This window comes from Amycolatopsis sp. FDAARGOS 1241, assembly GCF_016889705.1.
Classification (GTDB): Bacteria; Actinomycetota; Actinomycetes; order Mycobacteriales; family Pseudonocardiaceae; genus Amycolatopsis.
Genome location: NZ_CP069526.1, coordinates 7,706,379 through 7,731,796, shown reverse-complemented (window position 1 = coordinate 7,731,796; position 25,418 = coordinate 7,706,379). Strand labels below are relative to the sequence as shown.

Below are 25,418 nucleotides of genomic sequence, written 5' to 3'. Positions count from 1 at the left end.
CGTGGCGCGGAAGCGAGGAAATACCCATGAAGATCCGCACTCTCGCCGCCGCCGGCCTGGTGGCGGCCCTCGGAGCCGTGCTGGCCGCATGCGGCGGCGGCTCGTCGAACGCCGGCGGCAACACCGTCAACTGGTGGACCTGGGACGACCACCAGGCCGCCGCCTACCAGGTGTGCGCCGACAACTTCCAGAAGGCCAATCCCGGTGTCACGGTGAAGATCTCGCAGTACACCGTGGCCGACTACTTCACGAAGCTCACCGCCGGATTCGTCGCGGGCACCGCGCCCGACGCGTTCCAGGACAGCGTGCAGTTCCTGCAGGCGTACGCGAGCCAGCACCAGTTGCTGCCGCTGGACGACTATCTCAAGAAGGACAACTTCGACCTCAAGAAGTTCTCCGTGGGCGTCGATTCGTGGAAGTACACCGACGGCAAGCAGTACGGCCTGCCGCTCGACTGGGCCGCGGCCGGGTTGTATTACAACACCGACGCGCTCACGAAGGCCGGTTACACCGCCGCCGACGTGCAGAACCTGAGCTGGAACCCCGACGACGGCGGCACGTTCGACAAGATGGTCGCGCACCTGACCGTCGACAAGAAAGGCGTGCGCGGTGACCAGCCGGGCTTCGACAAGAACAACGTCGCGACCTACGGCATGGGCCAGCTCGCCGCGAAGGACTTCATCGGCCAGGTGACCTTCAGCGCGTTCTCCTCGGCGCTCGGTTGGCGCCTGGGCGACAAGCCGGAGTGGCCGACGAAGTTCAACTACGACGACCCGCGGTTCATCAAGACCGCGAACTACATCCGCACGCTCACCGACCGCGGCCTGGCGCCGAAGATCGGCACCTTCACCACCGGCGGTGGCCAATCCACTGTCAGTGACGCGGATCTCGTCGGCTCGGGCAAGGTCGCGATGGAGCTCTCGGGTTCCTGGTCCGCCCCGAGCTTCGCGAAGCTGCCGGGGGTCAAGATCGGGATCGCCGCGCCGCCCGCGGGGCCGGACGGCAAGACCCGGGCGCTGACGTCGAACTCCAATGGCAACACGATCTGGGCCGGCACCAAGAACGCCGACCTGACCTGGAAGTGGGTCTCGTACATGGGTTCGCAGGAGTGCCAGACGGCCGCGTCGAAGACCGGCACCTTCTTCCCGTCGATCCCGGCTTCGATGGACGCGGCCACCGCGGCCATGAAGACACAGGGCGTGGACCTGTCGGTGTTCACCACGATGCTGAAGAACGGCACGCTCTACCCGGCCGAGGTCTACGCCAACGGCGCCGCCGTGCAGGCCACGGAAGAGCCGCTGCTGGAGTCGTTCTACGCGCACAACCGGGGTGACGACGTGTTCCCCGAGATGCAGAAGCAGAGCGTTGCCCTGCTCGCCAAGAGCTAGGGCGCGCCGGGAGTCAGGAGTGACGACATGCCCAGCCCTTCGGTGGTCGGCCTGCGCGCCGGCGGGACGAGTTTCGCCGTGGAACTCGCCCACCCGGTGCCACGGGTGCTGCACTGGGGCGCCGATCTCGGCGAACTGTCCGAAGCGGACGCCGAGGCCCTGCGGCTGACCGCCGGGGCCGCGGTGCTCAACAACGCGCCCGACGTGCCCCGCGCGTTCTCCGTGTGGCCCGCCGAAGCGGACACGTGGTCCGGCACCCCGGCGGTGTCGGGCCACGTCGCCGGCCGGGGTGCGGTGCCGCGGCCAGTGTTGAGCGGTTTTCGCCACGACGTGAACACGGTGACGCTGGAGCTCACCGACGTGGCGTCCGGGCTGGACGTGGAGCTGACCTACCGGCTGACGCCGTCGGGAGTGCTGGAGGTCGCGACGACCGTCACGCGGCGGGAGGGCGACGGCCGGTACGACCTCGCCGGGGTCGTGGCCGCGCTGCCACTCCCGCGGCGGGCGACGGAAGTGCTGGACTTCACGGGTAAGTGGTGCCGCGAACGCAGCCCGCAGCGCATTCCGCTCGCGTACGGCGGCCACGTGCGTGAGGTCCGGCGCGGCAAACCGGGCGCGGACTCGCCGTACCTGCTGACGGTCGGCGAGCCCGGGTTCTCCTTCGCCGCCGGTGAGGTGTGGGCGATGCACGTGGCGTGGAGCGGTGACCAGAAGTGGTTCGCCGAGCGGCTGCCCGAAGGCGCCGGGGTGCACGCGAGCGTGCTCGGCGGCGGGGAACTGCTGCGGCCGGGGGAGGTCCGGCTGGCGGCGGGTGAGTCGTACGTGGCGCCGGTGGTGTGCTTCGCGTGGTCGGACGCGGGGCTCGACGGGCTCGCCGCGCGCTTCCACGCCTACCACCGCGAGCGGGCGGCGCACACCGGCGAGCCGCGGCCGTTGACGTTGAACACGTGGGAGGCCGTGTACTTCGAGCACGACCTCGACCGGCTGCTGGAGCTCACGGAGCTGGGTGCGAAGGTCGGGGTGGAGCGGGTCGTGCTCGACGACGGCTGGTTCCGCGGCCGCCGCGACGACACCGCGGGCCTCGGCGACTGGACCGTCGACCGGGAGGTCTGGCCGCGCGGGCTGACACCCATGGTGGAGCGCGTGCACGCGCTGGGGATGGAATTCGGCCTGTGGGTCGAGCCGGAGATGGTGAACCTGGACTCCGACCTGGCTCGGGAGCACCCGTCGTGGGTGCTGGGTCCGGAGGAGCTGGGAGCGTCGTCCCGCAACCAGTACGCGCTGAACCTCGCCCGGCCCGAAGCGTATGCGTACTTGCTGGAATCGCTCGACGCGCTGGTGGGTGAGTACGGCGTCGACTACTTGAAGTGGGACCACAACCGCGAACTGCACGAGGCCGTCGACCGCGTGACGGGCCGGGCGGGGACGCGGGCGCAAACGCTTGCGCTGTACCGGTTGCTCGACGAACTGCGTGAACGCCACCCGCGGCTGGAGATCGAGAGCTGCGCGAGCGGCGGCGGGCGCGTCGACCTCGGGATCCTGGCCCGGACCGACCGCGTGTGGGCGTCGGACTGCCTCGACCCGGTGGAACGGCAGGCGATCCAGCGCTGGACCGGGCAGCTGATCCCGCCGGAGGTGATCGGCTCGCACGTCGGGGCCGAGCGCAGCCACACGACCGCGCGGAAGACGGACCTGTCGTTCCGGCTGGTCACGGCATTGTTCGGGCACGCCGGCATCGAAGCGGACCTCACGCGCAACTCGCCGGCGGAGCTGGCAGCGTTCACGGCGTGGGCCGGGTTGTACAAGGAACTGCGGCCGCTGCTGCACCACGGCCGGGTCGTCCGCGCCGATCTGCCCGACGACGACGCGTACTTGCACGGCGTGGTGTCGGACGATCGCGCGGTGTTCTGCTGGGCCCGGCTGACGACGGGTGCGGCGGGTCAGCCTGGGCGCGTGCGGTTGCCGGGGCTGGACCCGGCGCGGACCTATCGCGTGCGGGTGCGCGCCGAGGCCGGGCTGCCATCGTTGCGCGAGGTGGCCGCGCCGGAATGGTTTACGCGGGCGCTCGCGGGGCCGGTGGAGCTACCGGGTGCGGTGCTGGGCGTGGCGGGCGTGCCGATGCCGGTGCTGGACCCGGGGCAGGCGCTGCTGCTGGATCTGTCCACTGTGGATCGCTCGTGACACCTGGGTTCCAGGCGATGCCGGCCCGGCAGGTGCTCGCCGATGGCGTGTACGAGCAGCTGCGCGCACTGATCATGAACGACGGCATCGCGCCCGGCGCGCGCGTGAACATCGACGAGATCGCGCGCGAGCTGAGGGTGTCGGGCACGCCGGTGCGGGAAGCGCTGGCGCGCCTGGAATCCGAGGAACTGGTGAGCCGCCTGCCGTTGCGGGGTTACCGCGTGACCGAGCTGCTGTCGCGGGGCGAAGTCGACGACGTGTACGCGCTACGGCTGTTGCTGGAGCCGCCGAGCGCCGCGCTGGCCGCGAAGGCGATGTCCGACGCGCACGTCGCGGCGCTGGAGGCCGAACTGGCCACGTGCCCGGCGGCGCCGGCCCGCGACGCGTACCGCGACTACAAAGCCCTCACCGCGCACGACGCCCGGCTGCACGAGCTGGTGCTGCACATCGCGGGCAACGCGGCGGTGGCGCAGGCGTTCGCGCGCACCCACTGCCACCTGCACTTCTTCCGGCTCAACTACAGCCAGCCCTTCGGTGAGCAGACGATCTCGGAGCACCGGGAAATCGTCGAAGCGCTCATGGCCGGCCGCGCCGCGGCTTCGCGCAAGGCGATGGCCGCGCACCTGGAAGTGGCGCGCGACCGGTTGCTGTCGCGGATGTGAACGGGGCTCCCCGGGATTCGCCGGGAAGCCCCGTCGGCTCAGCGGGTCATCGTGGTTTCGTAAATGCGCTGCTGCGCTCCACCGGCGCCGAGGGTGCGGAACCCGTCGGCCCACAAGGAGTCCACTCGGGAGCGTTTTTGCGCGTTGGGCCTGGCGTTGGTGCACGAGGGGCCGGGACCGCCCCCGGACATCAGCTCGGAGCACGGCCGGAGTAGTGGTCGGGCAGGCCGAGCACGTGGCCGGTCTCGTGGGCGGTGATCCGCGTGTTGTCGTACTGGCGGGTGTAGTCGATGAAGACGGTGCCCGTGCCGTGACCGTCGGACTGGGCGTAGGAGCCGCGCGGGTCGTTGCCCTCGACGTAGCGCAGGGAAGCGCCGGAGGAGCGTTCGACCAGTTTGACGTTCTTCGCGGCGGCGTTCCAGTTGGCCGCGCCGGCGTTGATCGCCGAGCGGAACGTCGGCGCCCCTGAAGTGCTGTAGTACACCGTGGTGACCGCGGCGGCCTGGTCGGCGGCGGTGGCTGCGGTGGCCGTGCCGGCGACGAGCGGGGCGGCCGCGACGGCGAGCGCGACGGCACCGGACAGCAAGAACTTCCTCGACATCGGAAAGCTCCTCGGGTTTGGGGAGTTTGCCTGATTTGCGCGCGCTGCAGCGAATCTAGGCAATCAGGCCCCGCTTGTGACCCGACTTTCGTACTGTCCGGAAAGTGGTTATTTACCAACACCTTCCGCGGGTTGACTTTCAGTCGACGGGCGCCGCCAGTGGAACTTCCTGGTGGGTGCCCAGTTCGAGCCGGTTGAGGTCCGCGCGGGTGAGGTCGGCGCCGCAGTGGTCGCACCGCTCGCCGGGACGCGTGAGCTGGCCGCAGGTGGTGTGGATCAGTTGCATCGGCTCCGCGGCTGTGGGGGAGTTCGTGTGGGCGTCGCCCCACCGGCCGAGCGCGTGGATCACGGGCAGCGTGTCGGCGCCGGCTTCGGTGAGGCGGTATTCCTCGCGCGTGCGGCCGCCGCCGTCGCGGTAGGGCACGCGGGTGAGCAGGCCGGTTTCGACCATGCGGGCCAGGCGTGCGGCCAGCACGTTGTCCGCGATGCCGAGGTGGCTGCGGAACTCGTCGAAGCGGGTGGTGCCCAGGTGGGCGTCGCGGAGGATCACGAGCGTCCACGGTTCGCCGAGGACATCGGCCCCCCGGGCGATGGGGCAGGACGTGCCCGTCCAGCTTGCGCGTCGGCCCACTGTTCCTCCTTGCTGACTTGCCTGTAGCAAGTTTACGCCGTAGCGTCTGCGATGGTTAACTTGCAGATAGAAAGTCAGAAGGGTGCAAGCGATGGAGATCAAGGGTTCGGTGGCGCTGGTGACCGGTGCGAACCGCGGTTTCGGCCGCGAACTGGCGGCCGCCCTGCTGGAGCGCGGCGCGGCGAAGGTCTACGCCGCCGCGCGCCGGCCGGAGACGGTCGACTTGCCGGGTGTGGTGCCGCTCGCGCTGGACGTCACGGACCCGGCGTCCGTGCTCGCCGCCGCCGCGCAGGCGCCGGACGTGACGCTGCTCGTGAACAACGCCGGTGTCTCCACGGGCGCCTCGTTCCTCGACGGCTCCCTCGACGACGTCCGGCTCGAGATGGAGACCCACTACTTCGGCCCCCTCGCCACGGCGCGCGCGTTCGCCCCGGTACTGGCCTCGAACGGCGGCGGGGCCGTGCTGAACGTGCTGTCGGCGCTGTCGTGGGTGACGGCGCCGCACGTGAACGCGTACTCCGCCGGCAAGGCCGCGGCCCTGCAGCTGACCAACGGCCTGCGCCTGGCGCTGTACGACCAGGGCACCCAGGTCACCGCCCTGCACGTCGGCTACATGGACACGGACATGGCCGCCGACATCGCGGACCCCAAGTCCAACCCGGCCGACATCGCCGCCGTCGCCCTGGACGGCATCGAGAAGGGCGCCTTCGAAATCGTCGCCGACGACTTCAGCCGCTACGTGCGGGCCGGACTTTCGGGCGATCTGACGGTGCTGTACCCGCAGCTGGTTTCCTGAGCTTTCTCGCCTGTGGCCGGTCGGGCTGGATTTGCGGTTCGTGGTCGGCGGGGTGTCTGGCTGGGCTGGGTCTGCAGTTCGTGGTCGGTCGGCTGTCTGGCTGGGATGGGCTTGCGGCGCGCGGTCGGTCTGTGAACCGTGGGCCTATCCGGGTCGGGTGGAGGCGGTGCTGACCTGATTCACACTTCGCTTGCGCCTCGGGAGCCCCAGCTGCCGTTGCCGCCTGGCGGGCCTGACGGTGCTGGTCCGGGCGGGGCTCGTGCCCTGTTTTGAGTTTGCGGCCGGCAGCCGTGCTTCCAGGCCGGCCGGTGCGCGCGGCCCGGGCCGGGGCGGCTTGCGTTGCAGGCGGTTGCGGTCCTTTTCGGTGGACGCTGGTGTTCTGGGCGCCCTGGTTCCGGTTGGCTCGACTTGCGGGTTCCCCGCGGTGGTTTTTGGTCCGCCGGTGGGCGTGGGCGTGGGCGTGTTCGACCCAGGTCCGGGAGTTGCTTGTACTGCGAGCGGTTGCGGTGTTCTCGACCGGGCGGCGGGCTCAGACGAAGGCCGCGCGTGACTTGCGTTGCAGGCAGTTTCGGTCCTTTGTGGCTGGTTAGCTGCCGGTGCAGGTGAGGCTCGCTCTGGCCCCGTTCGGTGCTCGCCGGAGTTGCGGGGGGCTGCGGTGTTTTGGGTGCACCAGCAGGGAGCCGGTTCGCGGGCGGGTGCGGTCTTTCTTCGGCCCGTCGGCGGGCGCTGCGCGTGATGCTGGCTCCGGTCCGGGTTGGTGCTCACCGGAATCGTGGGCGGCTGGTGTTTCCACGTCGTCCGGTGGGCGACGGCTTCGTACGTGGCTTGTGTCGCGAGGAGTTACCGCCAGTCTGGGCCGACCGGACGGCGTTGTGGGTGGCCGTGGTTCCGGTTGGTTCTCGCTGGAGTCATGGCTGTCGCGGCGTTTCTTGGTCGGCCGGTGGGCGCGGGCGGGTTCACGTCGAGAGTGGGTGAGGCTTGTGTTGTAGGCAGTCGCGGCCTGTGGTGCGGTGCCGGGCCGGGGCCGTCCGCGGCGAGAGCGGTCCGGCCGTCGCGGTGCTTCTTCGCCCGCGGGCGGCGGTGGTTCTGGGCCTGGTTCCACTCTTGGCTTGCGCGCCGGCGCGCAGAGGTCGTGGTCGGTTTCTTGCCAGGCATGGAGTTGGCCGGTTTCCCGGCGAGCCGGTGCGTAGATCGGTTCGCCGGGGAATGTCTGCATCCGGCCAGTTGCCGGCGGCAGGCGGCTGGCCCGTCGGGCCGGGGGTGGCTGTGCCCCGGCCGACGGGCGGTCAGCGGTGGTGGATCAGTGGCCGCCGTCGGCTGGTTGGTTTTGCTGGGCGTTGGCCCAGCCGGTCTCGGCTGTTTTCTGGATGTCGAGCATCTGCTTGGCGATCTCCTGCCCGCCCTTCACCGGCCACGCCCACATCTCCTTGGCGCTGTCGGAGTCCGCGATCCACTGCTTCAGGATCGAGAAGGACTGCGGGTAGTTCGCCTTCAGCTGGTTCTCGAGGTACTTGTACTTCGCGAACGCCTCCGGCTGGTGCTGCTTCAGCCAATCCTCGTGCGCCTTCGTCCACGGCGTCTTGTTCGGGGGCGGCTGGTTGGCCGTTGGTGCGGCGTCGTCGCTGTGGTGGCTGCCGCTGGTGGAGGGTGCGTCGTCCCCGTGGTGGCTCCCGGGCGGCGTGTCGTCGTGGCCGTGGTTGCCGCCGCCGGACGATGCGTCGTCACCGTGGTGGGTGCCCGGCGGGGTGCCGTGGTCGCCGTGGTTGCCGGCGGCGGAGGACGTGTCGTCGCCGTGCTGAGAGGAAGGCGCGTCGTGTTTGGGTGGGACTGGTGGGGGGACGTCGTTGCCGGTGTGGGTGGCTGGGGGCGGGGTGGCGGTGTCGTCGCCGGCGTGGGTGCCTGCGCCAGAACCGGAACTCGAGCCGCTGCCGGTGTTGGTGGGGGCGTCGTCTTTGGGTGGGACTGGTGGGGGAGCGTCGTTGCCGGTGTGGGTGGCTGGGGGCGGGGTGGCGGTGTCGTCGCCGGCGTGGGTTCCTGCGCCAGAACCGGAACTCGAGCCGCTGCCGGTGTTGGTGGGGGCGTCGTCTTTGGGTGGGACTGGTGGGGGGACGTCGTTGCCGGTGTGGCCGGCTGGGGGCGGGGTGGCGGTGTCGTCGCCGGCGTGGGTGCCTGCGCTGCTGCTGGTGTTGGTGGGGGCGTCGTGTTTGGGTGGGACTGGTGGGGGAGCGTCGTTGCCGGCGTGGGTGGCTGGGGGCGGGGTGGCGGTGTCGTCGCCGGCGTGGGTTCCTGCGCCAGAACCGGAACTCGAGCCGCCGCCGGTGTTGGTGGGGGCGTCGTCTTTGGGTGGGACCGGTGGGGGGACGTCGTCGCCGGGGTGGGTGCTGCCAGACCCGGAACCCGAGCTGCCGGAGCTGCCGTTGTTGGCGGTGTTGGCGGGAGGCGGAGTGGCGACGTCATCGGCCGCGTGGGTGCCGCCGGTACCCACGCCAGAGCCAGCGCCAGAGCCGCTGCCGGTGTTGGTGGTGGCGTCGTCCTTGGGCGGGACTGGCGGAGGAACGTCGTCCCCGGTGTGGCTGGCCGGGGGAGGAGTCGCCGCGTCGTCGCCCGCGTGGGAGCCGGAGCCGGTGTTGGTGGGAGCGTCGTCGCCGGTGTGGCTGGCTGGGGGCGGAGTGGCGGCCTCGTCGCCGGCGTGGGTGCCCGCGCTGGAGCCGGAGCCTGAGCCGCCGCCGGTGTTGGTGGGGGCATCATCCTTAGGCGGGAGCGGCGGAGGGACATCGTCGCCGGTGTGGGTGCCGCCGGTGCCAGAGCCTGAGCCCGTGCCGGAGCCTGAGCCGCCGCCGGTATTGGTGGGGGCGTCATCCTTAGGCGGGAGCGGCGGAGGGACATCGTCGCCGGTGTGGGTGCCGCCGGTGCCAGAGCCTGAGCCTGAGCCGCTGCCGGAGCCGCCGGTGGTGGGGGGCGGAGTGGCGGCGTCGTCGCCCGCGTGGGTGCCGCTGGTGCCACCACCGGAACCGCCGCCCGTGCCGCCACCGGAGCCGCCGCCCGTGCCGCCGTGGCCGGAGTTTCCGACGTTCGTCATCGGGATGTCGTCGCCCGCGTGGGCGGCGCTGCTGCCCGCGCTGCTGCCGCTGCCGGCGGCGCCGCCGACCCCCGGGCGGGTCTTGAGGGCCTTCACGACGTCGCCGATGCGGCCGGCGGAGCGCGTGGCCTGCGCGATGACCGCGGCGAGTTTCGCGCCCAGTGACGTCGCGGTGAGCGTCGCCTGGGCGACGCACCAGCTGACGCCCGCGACGATCGACGCGCCGAACGTCGGGATGGCGGCGGCGAGCGCGATCAGCATCGTGGAGATCATGTCGCCGAGGACGGTGGTGATGAGGTCGCGGAACAGGCCCCGCACGGCGGCGATGATGGCCATGTTCGTCTGGATCAGGTAGCCGACGATGTCGGTGCCGTGGGCCTTGCTCTCCAGATCGGCCGCGAGCTCCTGCATGCGCTGCTTGAAGGTCTCGCCCGCCGAGCCTTCCCAGTGGCTGATGTCACCGTTCAAAGAGGACTTCTGGTCTTCCGCGATCTGCCGGATGCTCTCGGCGACCGTGTGGACCTCCTGGCTCAGCAGCTGGATCTGGTCCGGGTCGCCCATCAGCATGTCGAGCGGCTCGCGCAGGAAGCTCACGTGCTCGATCAGCCAGCCGAGCCCGGCGGAGATCAGGCTGCCCAGCGGGTTGAGCGCGAACTTCACCGTGTCGACGGCGGAAGCGACCACCCCGAGCCCGATCGAGACGCCGAGCGCCGCCTTGTCGGAGTCGTCGGCGGTCTTGATGTCCTCGCAGCTCTTGATCAGGAAGGTGTACGAGTCCAGGAAACCCGCGCCGGAGAACTTGTTGGAGTCGGTGATCACCACGCCGGCGCCGAAGTCGGGCTTGGCGTTGGGGTCGAACGACGTCGTCACAGCGGTTGCCCCAATCCCTTGAGGGCGTCGGACTGCGAGGTGTCGGTGCTGCGGTACTTGTCCGCCGCGGTGCGCACGTTGCTCGCCTGGTCGGTGTACGCCTTGGCGGCGCCCTTCACCTGGTCGTGCAGCACGCCGAGCGCGATGCGCGTCGGAATCCCGAGCACCTGGCCCACGGCGACGCCGAACGCGTTGATGTCGCCGCCGTTCAGCTGCTGCACGCGGTTGGCCGCGTCGGTCACCTTGCCGCCGCGGTCGTCCAGATCGGTCGCGTAGGTCTGCAGGATGTTCGGGTCGACGGTGTAGCCGTCCATCAGTCGATCTCCCTCGCCCGGGTCGTCACCAGGGCTGCATCTCGTCGTCGTCGCCGTCCACCCGTCGCCGGTGCGGGCCCGACGGCCGTCCCGGCGGCTGCGGCGGAGCGGCGGGCGGGCCGGACTGCGGCGCGGGCGGCATCCGAGGCGGAACCGGCGGCACGGGCGGAACCCTCGGCGGGACAGGGGGAACGCGCGGCGCGACAGGCGGAATCCGTGGCGGGGCAGGCGGAACCGCACCGGTCGGCGGAACCGGGCGCCCAGGCTGCGGACGCTCGTCGTCCTCCGGCTCTCCCGGCTGCCGCGGCGCGTCCTGCTCCTCCGGCTCGTCTTCGGCCTCCGGCAGGAAGGACCGGACCACGCTCATCATCTCCGTGCCGCCCGCGAGCGGCTCCAGCGCGTCGGCGACTTCGCGCGACACCTGCCGCTGCGCCTTGCCGTAGGTCTCCATGATCGCGGCGGTGAGCTGAGCACCGCCGGACGAGCGCAGCGCCCGGTCGTCGATGTGCAGGTCCTTCAGCGCGCCGTTGGGGGTGACGGTCACCGACACCAGCCCGTCCGACGAACGGGCCTTGCCCTCGGCCTCGCTGAGTTTTTCTTGCAGCACCATGCTTTTCGCGCGCATGTCGGCCACACGCCGCTGGAAGTCGTCCAGCCACTCCTGCTCGTCCACCGGGTAAAAAATATCGATCTGTCCCACCTGCCGGGGTGAACCACAGATGACGGGTCGACGACGAAACGTGGCGGGTCGCCCGACGCTCGGGCAGGTCAAGCGGTAAGAATGGGCACGTGCCGGAAGAGGTCCAGGTCAACACCGGGCGTACGCGAAACAGGTGGGGTGAAGGCGATCGGCTGCGCGGGGAGATCCTCGACGCGGCCAGCCGGCTGCTGTCCGAGCTCGGTGGTGAAGACGGCCTCACGATCCGCGGCGTCGCCCGCGCGGTCGGCATCGCGCCCGCGAGCATCTACCAGCACTTCACCGACCGCGCCGCGCTCGTGAAAGGGTTGCTCGACTACGAGTTCGCCCGCCTGCGCGCCGCGATGGAAGCCGCCGAAGCGAGCGAGGACCCCGAAGACGCCGTCGGCCGCGTGCGCGCGCTCATCCACGCCTACTGCCAGTTCGCGATGGAGAACCCGGGCCACTACCGGCTGATGATGGCCAACGGCTCCACCCGGCCCACACCCGAGGCGTACCCGCAGGGCCCGCTGCCCGACCTCATCGAGTTGCTGCGCGAAGGGTTTGCGCGCTGCGCCGCCGCCGGGATCGCACTCCGCGTGCCCGCCGAACGCGCCGGGGTGATCGCGTTCGTCGGCGCCCACGGCCGCGTCGCGCTGTTCCACAACTCGCCCGAACGAGGCGGTGCGGCCACCGTCGTGCCGTTCGTCGACGAGCTCGTTTCTCTCGTTTTCGCCTGACCGGCGGGCGTTTTCTCCGGTTTCCACCCGCCTGGTCTCGGCCGTCCCGGTGATCTCGTGCGGGGAAGTCGGGCAACTCTCCACCAGATTTCCTAACATGTGTTCGATAAGTGTCCGAACACTCGTTTGGTGACTCTGTGTAGGAGGAAGCCGATGTCGGAGGCTCTGTCCTCGGAGGTCGCGCCGGACGTCGTCGAGCCCGAGTACCCGATGGCGCGGGGGCGCTGCCCGTTCGACCCGCCGCCGGAGCTCGAGCGGCGGCTGACCGAGGAACCCGTGTCCCGGGTGAAGATCTGGGACGGCAGCGACCCCTGGCTGTTCACGCGTTACGAAGACGTCCGCGCCCTGCTGCGCGATCCCCGCGTCAGCGCGGACACCTCGCGGCCCGGCTACCCGCCCCAGTCGCCCGGCATCGCCGCGCGCCGCAAGCGCGCCACGTCGTTCATCGGCATGGACGACCCCGAGCACGCCACCCAGCGGCGCCTGCTGACGGCCGACTTCATGGTCAAGAAGGTCGAACGCCTGCGCCCGCGCATCCAGCACATCGTCGACGAACTGATCGACGAGATGCTGGCCGGGCCCAAGCCCGCGAACCTCGTGGACGCCTTCGCCCTGCCGTTGCCGTCGCTGGTGATCTGCGAGCTGCTCGGGGTGCCCTACGCCGACCGCGCGTTCTTCCACCGCATCAGCAGGGTTCTCGTCTCCAAGGAGGCCACGCCGCAGCAATCGCTCGCCGCCGTCGAGGAGCTGCTGGCCTACCTGCGCGGGCTGGTCGAGAAGAAGCTGACCGACCCGGGTGACGACGTGCTCAGCCGCCTGGCCACCGGGCAGGTCGCGCAGGGGACCATGACGGCCGACGAGGTCGCGTCGATGGGGCAGCTGCTGCTGGTGGCCGGCCACGAGACCACGGCGAACATGATCGCGCTCGGCACCGTCGCGCTGCTGGAGCACCCGGACCAGCTCGACCTCGTGCGCGACGGCGACCCGGCGTTGATCGCCAACGCCGTGGAGGAGCTGCTGCGCTACCTCACGATCGTCCACACGGGACGCCGGCGCGTCGCACTGGAGGACCTGGAAGTCGCCGGGCAGCACATCCGCAAGGGCGAGGGCCTGATCGCCGCGTCCGACGTCGCCAACCGCGACGCCGAAGCGTTCCCCGACCCGGACAAGCTCGACGTCACCCGCAAGGCCCGCCACCACGTGGCGTTCGGCTACGGCGTGCACCAGTGCCTCGGCCAGCCGCTCGCGCGGGTCGAGCTGCAGGCGGTCTGCAGCACGCTCTACCGGCGGATCCCCACGCTGAAGCTCGCGGTTGGCCTGGAAGAGCTCGACTTCAAGAACGACATGCTGGTCTACGGGGTCCACTCGCTCCCCGTGACCTGGTGAACGACAGGACGGCAGACGGTGAAGGTGGTCATCGACCAGGACCGGTGCGTCGGCGCCGGGCAGTGCGTGCTCGCGGCTCCGGACGTGTTCGACCAGCGTGAGGACGACGGCATCGTCGTGCTGCTGGACGACAACCCGCCGGAGGAGGTGCACGCGCAGGCGCGCGAGGCGGCGCAGATCTGCCCGGCGCTGGCGATCGAACTGGCGGATTGAATCCACTGTGGACCACAACAGGTTGGGCGGCACACAGTGGTGTGACGCCCGACCGGGGAATGTCGTGGCCGGCCCGGCGCTGGCTAGGGTGACTCGTCCTGGTAAGCCGGGGAAGGGAAAACCCGTGTCCCTCCGCCGTTCCGTGACCGTGGCGCTGGCCGCGCCGGTCCTGCTCGTGGCGGCCGCGGTGCCCGCCACGGCGTCCCTCGCCCCGATCCCGCCGTCGCCGCTGCGCTGCGCCGCCGTCGGCCAGGTCGCGCAGGCGCTGGACACCCGCGTCGAGGCCATCGTCGCCGGCATGGGCACGAACCCCGACGCGACGGCCAACCCGGTGGCCACGGCGTTCGACGACGCCACCGCCGGCCTCCCTGCCCCGCCCGCCACGGGCTGCTCCGCGGACTCGGCCGCGGCCGGCGCCGTGGTGCACTCGATCTTCACCTACGTGCGCGCGGTCAACCGCTTCGCGCCGACACTCACGCCCACCGTCAGCCTCGTGGTCGACCCGAGCGTCAGCAACTTCGTGTACGCCGTGCAGTCCGCTTCGCCGGGCACCTACACGGCCACCTCGCACGCCATCTCGCCGGAGATGCGCGGCGAGCTGCTGCGGGGCAAGTACGTCCTCACGGTCACCGCGCTGGGCTTCTGACCCCGGACGGTGGCTCCTTTATCCTGTAAGGAGTCGTCGTTCGAAGGGGTTTCCCGTGGTCGTGTTCGCCGGGCAGGGTGACGCGCGACGGTCGCTGGAGCTGTTGTGGCGCAAGGACGTCACGCCGCAGCGGCTGCAGAAGCCGGCGCCGGGACCGAAACAGGCGCTCAGCGTCGACGAGATCGTGGCCGCCGCCGTCGCGATCGCCGACGCCGAGGGCATGGGGGCGCTGTCCATGCGGGCCGTGGGGGAGCGGCTGGGACGGACGGCGATGGCCCTCTACACCTACGTGCCCGGCAAGACCGAACTCGTCGACCTCATGTACGACCACGCGCTCACCGAACTGCGCGAGGACCACGACCTGACCGCCGGCTGGCGCCCGGCCGTCGTCGAGCTCGGCCGGGAGCTGTGGGAATTCCACCTGCGCCATCCGTGGCTGCTGCAGGTGTCCTACGCGCGCCCGGTGCTCGGCCCGGGCGAGTTCCGCCTGCAGCAGCTGGTGCTGCGCGTCCTGTTCGCCACGGGCCTGCCGGCCGCGCGGGTGCGCCGGCTCGTCGGCGCACTGCTCAACACGGTGCGGGGCTCGGTGCAGATCGCGGCCGAATCGCGCCAGGCGACACGGGAAACCGGCCGGTCCGAAGAGGACTGGTGGCACTCGCGAGCGGCCGTGCTGGGCGAGCTGGTACCCGATCTGAGCGAGCGCTACCCGCTCGTCGGCCGGCTCGGCGAGGACCAGACCCAGCCGTCCGACCCGGACGGTGCCGAGCCCTACCTCGAACGTGAAGCGCGGCTCAGCCTCGAAGCCGGGCTCGAACTGCTGCTGGACGGCATCGAAAGCGCGATCGCGCGCGAGGGCTGAGTCAGGGTTTGCGCGCCTCGATCAGGAACCGCGTGGTCGTGGCGGCGAAGGGGCCGCGCCGCAACTGCTCGTGCAGCGCCCGCAGCTGCGGCAGGTACGCCTCGACTGTGAAGCCGGGGACCAGCCAGATCACCTTGCGCAGGAAGTAGATCACGGCCCCGACATCGAAGAACTCCGTGTGCAGCTTCTCGAACCGCAGGTCCACGACCTCCAGCCCGGCGCGTTCGGCGTCGGCCCGCGCGTGATCGGGGTGCCGGCTCTCACGTACCTCGGCGGGCTGCGGACCCAGGAAGTGCTCCACCAGTTCGAACACGCTCGCCGGGCCGACCTGCTGTGACAAGTACGTGCCACCGGGCCGCAGCACCCGCGCGATCTCCGCCCACCACGCCTTGCCGGGGTGGCGGCTCACGATCAGCTCGAACGACCCCGTCCGGAACGGCAGCGGCGGTTCGTCGGTGTCGGCCACCACGGTCGCGCCGCGCGGGTGCAGCAGCGTGCTCGCCTTGGCCAGGTTCGGCGGCCACGATTCGGTCGCGACGGTCAGCGGCGGCAGCACGGGCACGCCCGCGAGCACCTCACCGCCGCCGGTCTGAATGTCCACAGCGGACTCGGCACGGGCGAGCCGTTCGCCGATCAGGTGCTGGTAGCCCCACGACGGACGTTGTTCCGTCGCGCGGCCGTCGAGCCACGAGAAGTCCCAGCCCGCCACGGACACCGTCGCGGCTTCGGTCACCAGGTCGTCGAAGGAGCGTGCCACGCCCCGATCGTCACAGGTCCGCGGGCGGCGAGCCACTCGATTTCGGCGCGCGGCGCGCCGGCGGCGGTGGTACCGGCTTAGCCGCCACGACGGCGTCGAGCGGCACCACCACGAGCCCGCGCTTGGTCTCCACCGTGCACGTGGTGGCGTCGCGATCGCGCAGCGGGCCCAGCGCGTCGGTGAAGCCGCCCTCGATCCGGTAGCGGACGACGACGCGCGTGCCCAGCGGCAGCTGCTCCAGCGGAGTCACAGCCGGGCCGAAAGTTCTTCGTCGCTGGGCTCCACGAGGTGCGAGCCGTCGGCGAACACGATGGTCGGGATGCGCCGCGCGCCGTCCTGCAGCGAACGCACCAGCTGCTCCGCTTCGGGGTCGGCCTCGACGTCCACGTAGTCGTACTCGACGCCGGCGGAGTCGAGCAGCGCACGGCTGCGCTTCACGTCCGGGCACCAGCTCGCGCCGTAGACCACCGGGTTCACGAGGCCACCTCCGAGGCTTCCGCAGCTTCCGGCACGTCTGCCAGCGCAGGAGTTTCCTCTTGCACGGCACGGGGTTCCGGGTGCCCGAGGAACGTCAGCCAGTCGCGGAACACGTGGTGCACGGCTTCCGCACCCACGGGCTCACCCGGCGCCGGCAGCTCACGCGGGTACAGGATGAAACCCCGCTGCTGCGGCCCGCCGAGCGCGCCGTGGGACCCGACGTGGCGCTCGAACGGCGACGACTGGTCCGACTCCGGGTCGTACCGGCTGTTGATCATGATGTCCGCGCAGTGCGGGAACGCGTCGACGCGCTTGATCAGCTCGTCGGCGTACGGGCCGTATTCCGTCAGCGGGTCCGCGCCGATCACGACGCCGGTCGCGAGCCGCTTCAGCCCGTCGCGGCCGAGCACCACGGGCCCGAACTCGGAGCTGTGCACGAGCATGAAGCCCACACCGTCGTGGTCGACGAGCGTCGGCAGCAGGTCCGGGTACTCGCTTTCGATCGTCTCGAGGTTCACGCGCCCTTCGTGCTCGGTGAAGGACACCATCGCCAGGTGCCCGGACACCACGCAGACCACGCCGGGCGCCACGCGCGTGACTTCGCCGGGTGACCCGCTGGTGGTGCGCGGCCGGTTGCCGGCGCACTCGGCGTCCTCGACGCGGGCGCGCAGCCGGCGCGCGATCAGGCCATCGGTCGTGGTCGCCTCGGCGAGCGCGGCGTTGACCTGCCAGCTTTCGGCCTGCCGGCGCTTGCCGTGTTCCGCGCCGGGCGAACCGCCGCACAGCCGCCCGACCAGCGCTTCCATCGTCTCGCCGAAGCGGTCGACGAACGCCTGGCCCTGCGTCTGGCCGTGGTCGGACAGCCCGACGACGTGGTAGCGCCGCGGCGCCAGCCGGCTCGCGCGCAGCAGCCGCGCGAACTGCTGGTCGATCGAGCGCAGCACCTCGAGAGTGTCGAAGCGCTCGATGCCGGAGTGGTGGGCGACCTCGTCGTAGCCGAGGAAATCGGCGTAGACCACGGGCCGGCCCGCGAGCATGTCGCCGATGATCGCCGAGACGACGACATCGCGCGCGATCACCGTGGTTCCGGGGCGCGCGAGCGGGTAGATGCCGCCGCGCGGGACCCGCGGCACGACGCCGGCGCGGCGCTGCCGCACTGAAGCCGAGATCTCGCGGAGCACGTCGACGAGTGCGACGCCGAACGTCCGCAGCACGTTCACGGGGTTCGCGAAGTACGCGCGGTACCCGGCGCCGACGCGGTCGTGGCGCGGACCGCGGACCTTGCGCGGCACGAGGACCGGGATGGAGCTCATCGTGAGGCTCACGTGCTCGGCGTCGCCGGAGAACAGGTTGCCGTGGCTCGCGCCGTCGCCGGCGAGCAGGCCGCGCCCGTTGCTGTGGCGGCGTTCGATCTCGGCCGCGTCGCTCGGGTGCGCGCACGCCATCACGTGGTCGCGGTCTTTCTCGTACCAGCGAAAGCCGAGGATGTCGTGGTTCGACCCGTGCAGGATCCCGCACACGCTCGCGCCGGTCTGCGAGCTCCAGTCGGTGTGCCAGCGCGTGAGCGAGTGCGTGCCCTCGTTCAGCCAGGCGGCGAACGTCGGCATGTCCCCGTCGCGCACGGCGCGGCGCACGGTGTCGTAACCCAGCCCGTCGATCTGCAGGAAGATCACCCCGGGCGGTTCTGCGGCGAGGTCGGTGCCGGGCGCGTGCTTGCGCCGCCGGCGGGCCGCGCGGCGGAAGAAGATCTCGTCCTCGTCCACGGCGAGCGCGCTCGAGATCACCGCGCCCACGGCGGACATCACCACGGTGATCACCACCGCCGCGCTGAAGCTGTGCAGTTCGACGCCGGGCACGGCCTGCAGGATCGCCAGCGTCGCCGCGCCGAGGAACAGATACGTGCCGACGCCGAGCGTGAAGTACGCGATCGGCCAGGCGACGCGCACGACCAGCGGCCACACTACGGACGTGAGCAGGCCGAGGATCAGCGCGCACACCGTCGGCTGCCACCACGAGGCCATCGAGAACCCGTCGAGCCACAGGTCGAGCAGGCGAAGCACGCCCGTCACGGCGGCCCAGACGAGGATCACGCGGGCGATGACCCGGCCGCCGCCCAGCAGGCGGCCCTTCCCCGGGGCGGGTGTCGTCACTGATGTCCTCCCGTTCGTTCCGCGGCCCGCGTGCGCAGTTTGGCGATCACCGTCATCAGCACGGTGACCAGCAGCACCAGCGCGGTGGCGAGCAGCGTGGCGATCAGCGGTGAGTCGAAGATCCCGCCGCTGAGGATGCCGAGCAGAGAATAGGCAACGGCCCACAACACGCAGGCCATGAGCCCGGCCGGCAGCAGCTTGCGCCACGGGTACCCCAGCGTGCCTGCCGCGAGCAGCACGGGGATGCGCCCGGCCGGCACAAGCCGCCCGATCACCACGAGCTGCCACCCGCGCCGCGCGAACTGCTCCCGGCCCTTCGCGAGTCGCTCGGCTTGCTGACGCCGCTCGACCCACCTCAACAGAGCTTCACTGCCCATCCGCGGCACGGCGAACGTCAGCACGTCGCCGAGGTACGCGCCGGCGACCGCCAGCAGGATGACGACCGGGAGCGAGAGGTGGTCCGTCGTGGTGGCGACCGCCGCGGCCGCGCCCACCAGCGCTCCTGTCGGCACGATCGGGATGACCGAGCCCAGCAGGACCCCGCCGAACAGCGCCGGGTAGCCGATCGCCGACGGGTCCGCCCAGTTCACGCCCGTTCCTCGGCCGCGGGCAGCGTGACCGCCGCGCCCGGCCGGGTCAGCAGCACGTCCGTCGCCAGGCCCAGCGCGCGGACCCGCCCGGCGAAGATCTCCGGTGGTTCGACCAGCAGCTTGCGCATCCGGGAGGTCAAGTGGAGGCCCGGGACGGCGAGCGTCCCCCAGTGCACCGGCACCACGGCCGCGGCCTTCAGGAGCCCGGCGGCGTCGGCGGCGCGTTCCGGTGTGAGGTGCCCGGGCCCCAGGTTCGGTCCCCAGCCCCAGACCGGCAGCAGGGCGACGTCGACCGGCCCGAGATCGATCATGCCGTCGAACAGATCGGTGTCGCCAGCGGAGTACACCCGCGCGTCGCCCGCCTCGAGCAGGTGGCCGAGCGCCGGGCTCTGCGGCCCGTGCGTGAGCCGCGGTCCCCAGCGGTGCCCGGAGTGGACGGCTTCGGTCGCGGTGACGTGCAGGTCGCCGTCGACGATCGTCTCACCCGGCGCGATTTCGGTGAGGTTGGTGAACCCGCGTTTCCGCAGCCAGCTCGCCGAGCCCTTCGGTACCACCAGCTCGGCGTCACCCAGCAGCCGCAGCGACGGCAGGTGCAGGTGATCCCCGTGCAGGTGGGACACCAGGACGACGTCGGCTCCCCGCCACGCCGCCGGGTCCGGCACCGGCGCCACCCGCGTCAGCGGGCCCACCCGCCTGGTCAGCACCGGGTCGGTCAGCACCACCCGGCCGCCGAGTTCCACCCGCGTCGTCGCGTGGCCGAGGAAGTGCAGGTTCAAGCCTTTCACGTCACCGAGTATCACCCGCTGTCGTCCGAAACGCCCGTAAGCGTGGCCGGATGCACCCCGTCGAGCCCCGGCCTGGGCAGGGTGGTGGCACAACGTTCCCGGACTCGCGCGCTACCGCGCGGCGGGCAGGATCGAGGAGATCCGCAGCGCCTCCGTCCCGATCCCCGTCGGGCCGAAGTCCAACGGCCGTGCCGGCTCCGGCGCGCCGGGCCGCCGGATCTCCTCCTCGGTGTAGCGGGCGCAGTTCTCGTGCCAGTTGCCGATCCCGGCCAGCCAGTCCTTCAGCTCGTCCGCGTACGCCGTGAGCGCGGCCCGCGCGTCCTGCTCCAGCGAGTAGTCCTCGAAGAGCCCGGGCAGGCCGACGTCGACGGCGTGCTCGAACTCCTTCATCCGCGCGGTCATGAGGTCGTTGACGATCTCGTGCGCGGTCTGCTCGTCCACGTCGAGGAAATTGCGCACCACGAGCACGGCGTTGTGCAGCTCGCCCTCGTACTGGATCTCCTTGCGGTAGGAGTAGACGTCGTTGAGCAGGCACGCGTAATCCATGGCCGAGTGCTCGATCGCCTGGATCGTGCGCGTCCGGTAGAGCTCCGGCGCCACCTGCCGGCCGTGGGAGAGCCGGGAGAGGCTCATCGTCAGGTCCGAACCGAATGTCTTCCGGCGCATCTCGACGTAGTCGATGGGGTCGGGGATCCGGTTCTCCGCCTGGTTCGCCAGCTCCCACAGCCAGCTCTCGCACATGTCCACCACGGCCTTGCGGAACGCCGCCCGCGCTTCCCGGCCCATCGGCCCGGCGGTGCGCGACCAGAGATCGGCCAGGCCGGCCTCCAGCGGGCTCTCCGGCGGCGGCATCGGCTCGCCGTCCAGCGGCAGGAACAGCTTGAAGCGCTCCGTGGTGAGCTTGGCGGCCGCCAGGTTGCGCGTCGCGCCGAAGACCACGGGGTAGTAGTCGTCGCCGTAGGTGCCCCAGGCCAGCCACGCGCTGGTGAGGTCGAGCTCGTCGGCCGAAGCGTCCGGGTGGATGCCGGCGGAGCACAGCGGCAGGTCGATGGCGTGCAGCTTGCGCTCGTCCCACACGACGCCGTCGAGGATGCCCATGGCCTGGCACCAGCCGACGACCCGCTCGCGGGCACCGGCGAGGTGGGGACTCAGCCGCACCTCGAACGGCAGGTAGATCTCGGGCCGCTCGATCGGCCCGACCACCTCGTGGGGCCGGTGCGAGAAGCTGCGCAACCGCTGCGGCGCCGTCGACACCAGCGACGAGAAGATCCGCGCCGCCGACGTCCCCAGTCCCGTCGGGGCGCCGAGCAGCTCCGGTCCGCCGCGCCGGCTCAACGCGCCTTCGTTCATGTACCGGCTCGACCGCAGGTGCCACTCGTGGCCACCGGACTGCCAGTCCTGCAAGCCCTTCACATACGCGAACGTCTCGGCGCGGCCTGCCGGGTCGACGCCGTGCTGGTCGAACAGCGCCGGCACCTCGGTGAGCGCCGTGTGCTCGAACTGGTGCAGGCGCGAGGTGAGCAGGTCGTTGACGGCGTCGGCCGCTTCCTGCGTGGTGCAGCCGAGGAACTTCTCGAACACGAGCACCCCGTTGGACAGCTCGCCCTCGTCCTCGACTTCGCGCTGGTAGGAGAACAGGTCGTTGCGCAGGTGCACGGCGTCGGCGAAGCAGTCGCGCAGCACTTCCATCGGGCGCGACGAGGCGATGGCGTCCGGCACCTCCGCGTGCACGGAGTGCTCGATGAGGTTCGCCGACCACGGTGCCCCACCGACCTTGCGGCGCATCTCGATGTACTCGATGGGGTTGGCGACGCGGCCCTCGTTGATGTTCGCGAGCTCCCACAGCGACTCGTCGAGCAGGTTGCGGGTGCTCTCGACGAAGCGGCGCCGCCAGCCCTCGGAGCGGTGCGGCACGGTGCGGTTCCAGAGGTCTTCGAGCCCGCGTTCCACGGGGTTCTCCGGCTCTTCGGTGATCTCGCCGGTCACGGGCATGAACAGCGCGAGCCGGTCGAGGTAGCCTCGGGCGCTGTCGATGTCGCCGGTGCGCTTGAACAGCTCGAGGAAGTGGTCGTCGAAGTAGAAGACCCAGACGTACCAGTCGGTGATGAGGTCGAGCTCCGGCGCGCCGGCGTCCGGGTGGGTGTAGGCGCACAGGAGCGCGTAGTCGTGGGAGTCGAAGTCGTGTTCGTCCCAGATCACCGTGCCGTGCTGGGGGACGTCGATCATGTCCATGGTGTGCGCCCACGCCTTGCTGTGGTCTCGCGCGCCCTCCAGGTGCGGGTTCAGGCGGGCCGGGTAGGGCATGTAGAACTCGGGCAGAGCGAACGGCTGCACAGCGCGGTCCTGGCCTTCCCAGTCGTGGTCACCGACCCCGTGAGGCAACCAAAGACCGCGGCGAGCCCGAAAGGCTCGCCACGCCCTTCCACTCGAACGCGCCGGCGGGTCGCCCGGGCGGCCCAGCCCGGGTCACCCCAGGGTCGATTCCGGGCGCCGGACCGTCAGTCTTCGGTGAAGATCAAGCCGACATCCGTGAACCGACGTGAGCCGTGCGCCGGGAAGTACGGCAGTGTTGGCGGCGTTGACCCGCATGCCCCGACTTCGAGGAGAGACGAATGAGCGACGAGACCCGCGTGGTCCGCAACGACGAGAAGCACCGCTACGAGGTCTACGCGGACGGGCAGCTGGCCGGCTTCACGCAGTACCTGCTGCGCGGCGACCAGACGGTGTTCACGCACACCGAGATCGACAAGGCGTTCGGCGGCCGCGGGCTCGGCACGACGCTGGCGCAGCACGCGCTCGACGACGTCGTGGCGCGTGGTGGCGAGATCGTGCCGGTGTGCCCGTTCATCGCGGCGTACTTGCGCAAGCACACCGGGTACGAGGACCACGTGCGCTGGCCGGAGGGCACTTCCGCCGCGCAGTGATGCTCCACCCCGGGGAGTCCTTTGCGGACTCAGCCGAGCCGGTCGGCGAGCACGCCCGCGCGGGCGAGTTGCACCGCGCGGGCCCGTGACGCCGCGAAGCGCAACAGGCCCGGCGGCGTGTGCAGCCGCAGCGTGTCGGTGACCCGCGTGCCCGCGCCGTCGGGCTCGAGGTCGAACCGGTAGCCCATGCGCACGCCGCCGGGGGAGACGACCTCGCCGTGCACCGCCGACGAGCCGGTGGTGCGGATCGTCACGGCGATCGGGTTGTCGTGGCGCAGGAACCCGAGGAAGCGGAACCGCTCCACGGCGGTGTACCGCGTGAGCCCCGCTTCGCGCACGATGTCGCGCACCTGGACGACGAGCGGGGACAACCCGACGTAGTTCTCGGGCTCCGCGAGGTGCGCGGCGACGTCCGCCGGCGGTGCCGCCACGGTGAACACGGTGGTCAGTTCGGTGCCGGGCACCCGCGGACCTTAACCGGAAGCCGGTTCCGCGATTGCCTCGCGGTGGCGGGCGGGTAAGTCATCCCGACGACCGGGGCACGGGTGCCTCCATTCGGCGTAACGGGCGTCTGCTGACGGCGGCGTGCTGACCGTTTGCCGATTCGACTTGGTTATTAACCAACCTTAGTCGGTAGTGCGTTGGTTGCCCGGCAACAAAAGTGAGGAAGTCCCACCGGCTTTGCGCGAGCCGCTCGCGCAGGATCCGTCCAGCACCCCTGGAGGAAAGTTCGATGACTTCCCGGAAAACGTTCACCGCGGGCTTCACCGTGTTCTCCGCGGCAGCGCTCACCGCCGGCCTCTGCATCAACGCCGCTTCGGCCAGCCCGCTGGCTTTCGCCCAGATGCAGGCGCAGGCGATCACCCAGGCCACGCAGGTGGCCGACAGCCTCGGCCTGTCGAACGGCGGCATCTACCTCGACCGCGGCAAGGCCGTCGTCAACGTCACCGACGCGGCCGCGCAGCAGAAGGCCGAGGCCGCCGGGTACGCCACCAAGCTGGTCAAGCACAGCTTCGCCGCGCTGACCGGCGCCAAGAACACCATGGACGCGGTGAAGAACGTGCCCCAGACCGCGTGGGGGATCGACACCAAGAACAACCAGGTCGTCGTGAAGATCTACGACGCCGCATCGAAGGCCACCGCCGACAAGGTCACCGCGGCCGCCGCGAAGCTGGGCGACGCGGCGCGCGTCGAGCACCGCGCCGGCAAGCTGTCGACCTACATCGCCGACGGCGACTCGATCACCAACGACCAGGTCATCTGCTCGCTGGGCTTCAACGTGACCAAGGGCGGCGAGCCGATGATGCTCACCGCCGGCCACTGCACCAACGAGGGCGGCACGTGGTCGGGCGGCGACGTCTCCGGCGCCCAGATCGTCGAGAGCGACTGCCCCGGCGCGGACTCCGGTCTGCTGACCCGGCCGAACGGCTCCGGTGAGGGTGCGATCAACACCGGCCAGCAGATCACCAGCGCCGGCACGCCGACCGTCGGCGAGCAGATGCAGAAGCAGGGCCAGACCACCGGTGGCGGCAGCGGCGAGGTCACCTCGGTCGACGAATCCGTGAACTTCGACGTGGGGGTGCTCAACCACGAGTTCGGCACCACCGCTCACACCGACCACGGCGACTCGGGCGGCCCGGCCTACGACGGCTCGAAGGGCCTCGGCACCCTCTCCGGTGGTGACACCCGGACCAGCTACTTCTACCCGCTGACTCTCGAGCTTCAGTCCTACGGGCTCGAGCTCGCCTGATCGTCCGCTTCGCCGCAGGCTCCTCCACTCGCCGAGTGGAGGAGCCTGCGCCATGCTGGGGTCATGGAGCCGAACCCGAGCCTGGCCAGGCGGTTCTGGGCGGCGCTGGAGCCGCTGCACGCCGTGGTCTACTTCGCGCCCGAGCCGGCGGAGGCCGCCAAGGCCGTGGGCCTGCGCGGCTGGTGGATGGGTTACTTCGCGGGCCGCGCGGCGCCGCTGGGCCCGATCGGCCCGGGCCCGGTCACCGCGATGTTCTACGGTTTCGCGCCGCCGATGGTCGCGCGGGCCCTGCCGGACGCGTGGGCGTTCGCCGGTCCCGAAGCCGTGCTGCGGACGCGGATCGCCGCCGTGGAGGCCGCACTGACCCGGGTGCTGCCCTCGCCCGGGCAGAGCGACGAGGGCGTCCTCGAGCTGGTGGAGTTGCTGGAACGCGCGGCCACCGGCTGCCATTTCGACGGCCGCCCGCTCGCGGCGGCCTGGGCCACCGTGGCACCGCCGGAGCGCCCGCTCGCCCGCCTGTGGCTCGCGACCTGCACGCTGCGTGAACACCGCGGCGACGGCCACGTGCTCGCCGCCGTTTCCGCCGGCCTCACCGGACTGGACGCCGCGCTCACCCACATCGCGGCCGGTGCCACGACCCGCGAAGTCGTGCAGCGGGCCCGCGGCTGGACCGACGACGAATGGGCCGCCGCTTCCGAAAGCCTGCGCTCGCGTGGTCTCATCACCCCCGACGGCAGCCTGACTCCCAGTGGGGCCGAAGTCCGCCGCGAAGTGGAGGAACAGACCGACCACTTGGCCGCCGAGCAGCTCGACGCCCTCGGCCCGGACGCCGTCGAACGAGTGCTCGCCCTCGCCGAACCGCTCAGCCGCGCGGTCGTCGACGCGGGCGGCCTGCCGATCCCCAACCCGATGGGCGTCACGCGTCCCTGAAACTCCGCCGGAC

24 protein-coding genes and 1 pseudogene are annotated in these 25,418 nt (G+C 71.1%); 12 read left to right on the top strand and 13 right to left on the bottom strand.

Going from position 1 to position 25,418, the window contains the following annotated elements; translation table 11 throughout:
- The first annotated feature begins 26 nt into the window (after positions 1-26).
- From I6J71_RS37595 to I6J71_RS37585, 3 genes are read left to right on the top strand one after another with little or no spacing between them, the layout of a single operon-like run.
- Complete coding sequence (locus tag I6J71_RS37595; protein ID WP_204091204.1) at positions 27-1,388, top strand: sugar ABC transporter substrate-binding protein; 1,362 nt, start codon at positions 27-29, stop codon at positions 1,386-1,388.
- Between the two features lie 27 nt (positions 1,389-1,415).
- The gene (locus I6J71_RS37590; protein WP_204091203.1) at positions 1,416-3,569 is read left to right on the top strand and encodes an alpha-galactosidase; all 2,154 of its coding nucleotides are present in this window, start codon (positions 1,416-1,418) and stop codon (positions 3,567-3,569) included.
- Positions 3,566-4,231, top strand: a complete 666-nt coding sequence (locus tag I6J71_RS37585; protein ID WP_204091202.1) for a GntR family transcriptional regulator — start codon at positions 3,566-3,568, stop codon at positions 4,229-4,231. The genes I6J71_RS37590 and I6J71_RS37585 overlap by 4 nt, the downstream gene beginning before the upstream one ends.
- 38 nt (positions 4,232-4,269) lie before the next feature.
- Here the strand turns inward: I6J71_RS37585 and I6J71_RS37580 are convergent.
- Positions 4,270-4,832 (bottom strand): annotated as a pseudogene (locus I6J71_RS37580) (snapalysin family zinc-dependent metalloprotease).
- Positions 4,833-4,971: 139 nt separating this feature from the next.
- Positions 4,972-5,463 (bottom strand): helix-turn-helix domain-containing protein, encoded by a 492-nt coding sequence (locus I6J71_RS37575; RefSeq protein WP_204091201.1) that lies wholly within the window; start codon positions 5,461-5,463, stop codon positions 4,972-4,974.
- Positions 5,464-5,554: 91 nt separating this feature from the next.
- Between I6J71_RS37575 and I6J71_RS37570 the strand changes: the two genes are divergently transcribed.
- On the top strand, positions 5,555-6,259 hold the full coding sequence (locus I6J71_RS37570) for an SDR family oxidoreductase (protein WP_204091200.1): 705 nt from the start codon (positions 5,555-5,557) through the stop codon (positions 6,257-6,259).
- Between the two features lie 1,300 nt (positions 6,260-7,559).
- Here I6J71_RS37570 and I6J71_RS37565 read toward each other — a convergent pair.
- The 3 genes from I6J71_RS37565 to I6J71_RS37555 are packed head-to-tail and all read right to left on the bottom strand — an operon-like array spanning position 7,560 to position 11,195.
- Complete coding sequence (locus I6J71_RS37565; protein WP_204091199.1) at positions 7,560-10,208, bottom strand: WXG100 family type VII secretion target; 2,649 nt, start codon at positions 10,206-10,208, stop codon at positions 7,560-7,562.
- Positions 10,205-10,522: a type VII secretion target gene (locus tag I6J71_RS37560; RefSeq protein ID WP_204091198.1), complete on the bottom strand. Its 318-nt coding sequence runs from the start codon at positions 10,520-10,522 to the stop codon at positions 10,205-10,207. The genes I6J71_RS37565 and I6J71_RS37560 overlap by 4 nt, the downstream gene beginning before the upstream one ends.
- Before the next feature lie 25 nt (positions 10,523-10,547).
- Positions 10,548-11,195, bottom strand: coding sequence for a YbaB/EbfC family nucleoid-associated protein (locus I6J71_RS37555; RefSeq protein ID WP_239154143.1), 648 nt, complete (start codon positions 11,193-11,195; stop codon positions 10,548-10,550).
- A gap of 116 nt (positions 11,196-11,311) precedes the next feature.
- Here I6J71_RS37555 and I6J71_RS37550 point away from each other — a divergent pair, with 116 nt between their 5' ends.
- From I6J71_RS37550 to I6J71_RS37530, 5 genes are all read left to right on the top strand, one after another.
- Positions 11,312-11,938: a TetR/AcrR family transcriptional regulator gene (locus tag I6J71_RS37550; RefSeq protein ID WP_239154142.1), complete on the top strand. Its 627-nt coding sequence runs from the start codon at positions 11,312-11,314 to the stop codon at positions 11,936-11,938.
- 153 nt (positions 11,939-12,091) lie between these two features.
- Positions 12,092-13,324, top strand: coding sequence for a cytochrome P450 (locus tag I6J71_RS37545; protein WP_204091197.1), 1,233 nt, complete (start codon positions 12,092-12,094; stop codon positions 13,322-13,324).
- Between the two features lie 18 nt (positions 13,325-13,342).
- A complete protein-coding gene (locus I6J71_RS37540; protein ID WP_204091196.1) occupies positions 13,343-13,537 on the top strand; it encodes a ferredoxin in 195 nt (64 codons plus the stop codon).
- A gap of 124 nt (positions 13,538-13,661) precedes the next feature.
- Complete coding sequence (locus I6J71_RS37535) at positions 13,662-14,183, top strand: hypothetical protein (RefSeq protein WP_204091195.1); 522 nt, start codon at positions 13,662-13,664, stop codon at positions 14,181-14,183.
- Between the two features lie 55 nt (positions 14,184-14,238).
- Positions 14,239-15,042 (top strand): TetR/AcrR family transcriptional regulator C-terminal domain-containing protein, encoded by an 804-nt coding sequence (locus I6J71_RS37530; RefSeq protein ID WP_204091194.1) that lies wholly within the window; start codon positions 14,239-14,241, stop codon positions 15,040-15,042.
- Between the two features lies 1 nt (position 15,043).
- On the opposite strand, the gene I6J71_RS37525 is transcribed toward I6J71_RS37530, so the two are convergent.
- The 7 genes from I6J71_RS37525 to I6J71_RS37495 form a co-directional block, all read right to left on the bottom strand.
- Positions 15,044-15,799 carry a methyltransferase domain-containing protein gene (locus tag I6J71_RS37525; protein ID WP_204091193.1) on the bottom strand — a complete coding sequence of 252 codons (756 nt, stop codon included), beginning with the start codon at positions 15,797-15,799 and terminating at the stop codon, positions 15,044-15,046.
- Positions 15,800-15,809: 10 nt separating this feature from the next.
- Positions 15,810-16,049 carry a ferrous iron transport protein A gene (locus tag I6J71_RS37520; protein ID WP_204091192.1) on the bottom strand — a complete coding sequence of 80 codons (240 nt, stop codon included), beginning with the start codon at positions 16,047-16,049 and terminating at the stop codon, positions 15,810-15,812.
- Positions 16,046-16,276, bottom strand: a complete 231-nt coding sequence (locus I6J71_RS37515; RefSeq protein WP_204091191.1) for a glutaredoxin domain-containing protein — start codon at positions 16,274-16,276, stop codon at positions 16,046-16,048. The genes I6J71_RS37520 and I6J71_RS37515 overlap by 4 nt, the downstream gene beginning before the upstream one ends.
- Complete coding sequence (locus I6J71_RS37510; protein WP_204091190.1) at positions 16,273-18,426, bottom strand: phage holin family protein; 2,154 nt, start codon at positions 18,424-18,426, stop codon at positions 16,273-16,275. Before I6J71_RS37510 ends, I6J71_RS37515 begins: the two co-directional genes overlap by 4 nt.
- Positions 18,423-19,016: a DedA family protein gene (locus I6J71_RS37505; protein ID WP_204091189.1), complete on the bottom strand. Its 594-nt coding sequence runs from the start codon at positions 19,014-19,016 to the stop codon at positions 18,423-18,425. Before I6J71_RS37505 ends, I6J71_RS37510 begins: the two co-directional genes overlap by 4 nt.
- A complete protein-coding gene (locus I6J71_RS37500; protein WP_204091188.1) occupies positions 19,013-19,801 on the bottom strand; it encodes an MBL fold metallo-hydrolase in 789 nt (262 codons plus the stop codon). The genes I6J71_RS37505 and I6J71_RS37500 overlap by 4 nt, the downstream gene beginning before the upstream one ends.
- Before the next feature lie 111 nt (positions 19,802-19,912).
- On the bottom strand, positions 19,913-22,135 hold the full coding sequence (locus I6J71_RS37495) for a germacradienol/geosmin synthase (RefSeq protein ID WP_204091187.1): 2,223 nt from the start codon (positions 22,133-22,135) through the stop codon (positions 19,913-19,915).
- A gap of 278 nt (positions 22,136-22,413) precedes the next feature.
- Between I6J71_RS37495 and I6J71_RS37490 the strand changes: the two genes are divergently transcribed.
- The gene (locus I6J71_RS37490) at positions 22,414-22,725 is read left to right on the top strand and encodes a GNAT family N-acetyltransferase (protein WP_204091186.1); all 312 of its coding nucleotides are present in this window, start codon (positions 22,414-22,416) and stop codon (positions 22,723-22,725) included.
- Between the two features lie 29 nt (positions 22,726-22,754).
- On the opposite strand, the gene I6J71_RS37485 is transcribed toward I6J71_RS37490, so the two are convergent.
- On the bottom strand, positions 22,755-23,189 hold the full coding sequence (locus tag I6J71_RS37485; protein ID WP_204091185.1) for an SRPBCC family protein: 435 nt from the start codon (positions 23,187-23,189) through the stop codon (positions 22,755-22,757).
- 269 nt (positions 23,190-23,458) lie between these two features.
- Between I6J71_RS37485 and I6J71_RS37480 the strand changes: the two genes are divergently transcribed.
- Both I6J71_RS37480 and I6J71_RS37475 read left to right on the top strand, forming a co-directional pair.
- Positions 23,459-24,475 (top strand): S1 family peptidase, encoded by a 1,017-nt coding sequence (locus tag I6J71_RS37480; RefSeq protein ID WP_204091184.1) that lies wholly within the window; start codon positions 23,459-23,461, stop codon positions 24,473-24,475.
- 63 nt (positions 24,476-24,538) lie between these two features.
- Entirely contained in the window at positions 24,539-25,405 is an 867-nt protein-coding gene (locus tag I6J71_RS37475; protein ID WP_204091183.1) for a hypothetical protein, read from the top strand.
- The last annotated feature ends 13 nt before the right edge of the window (positions 25,406-25,418 follow it).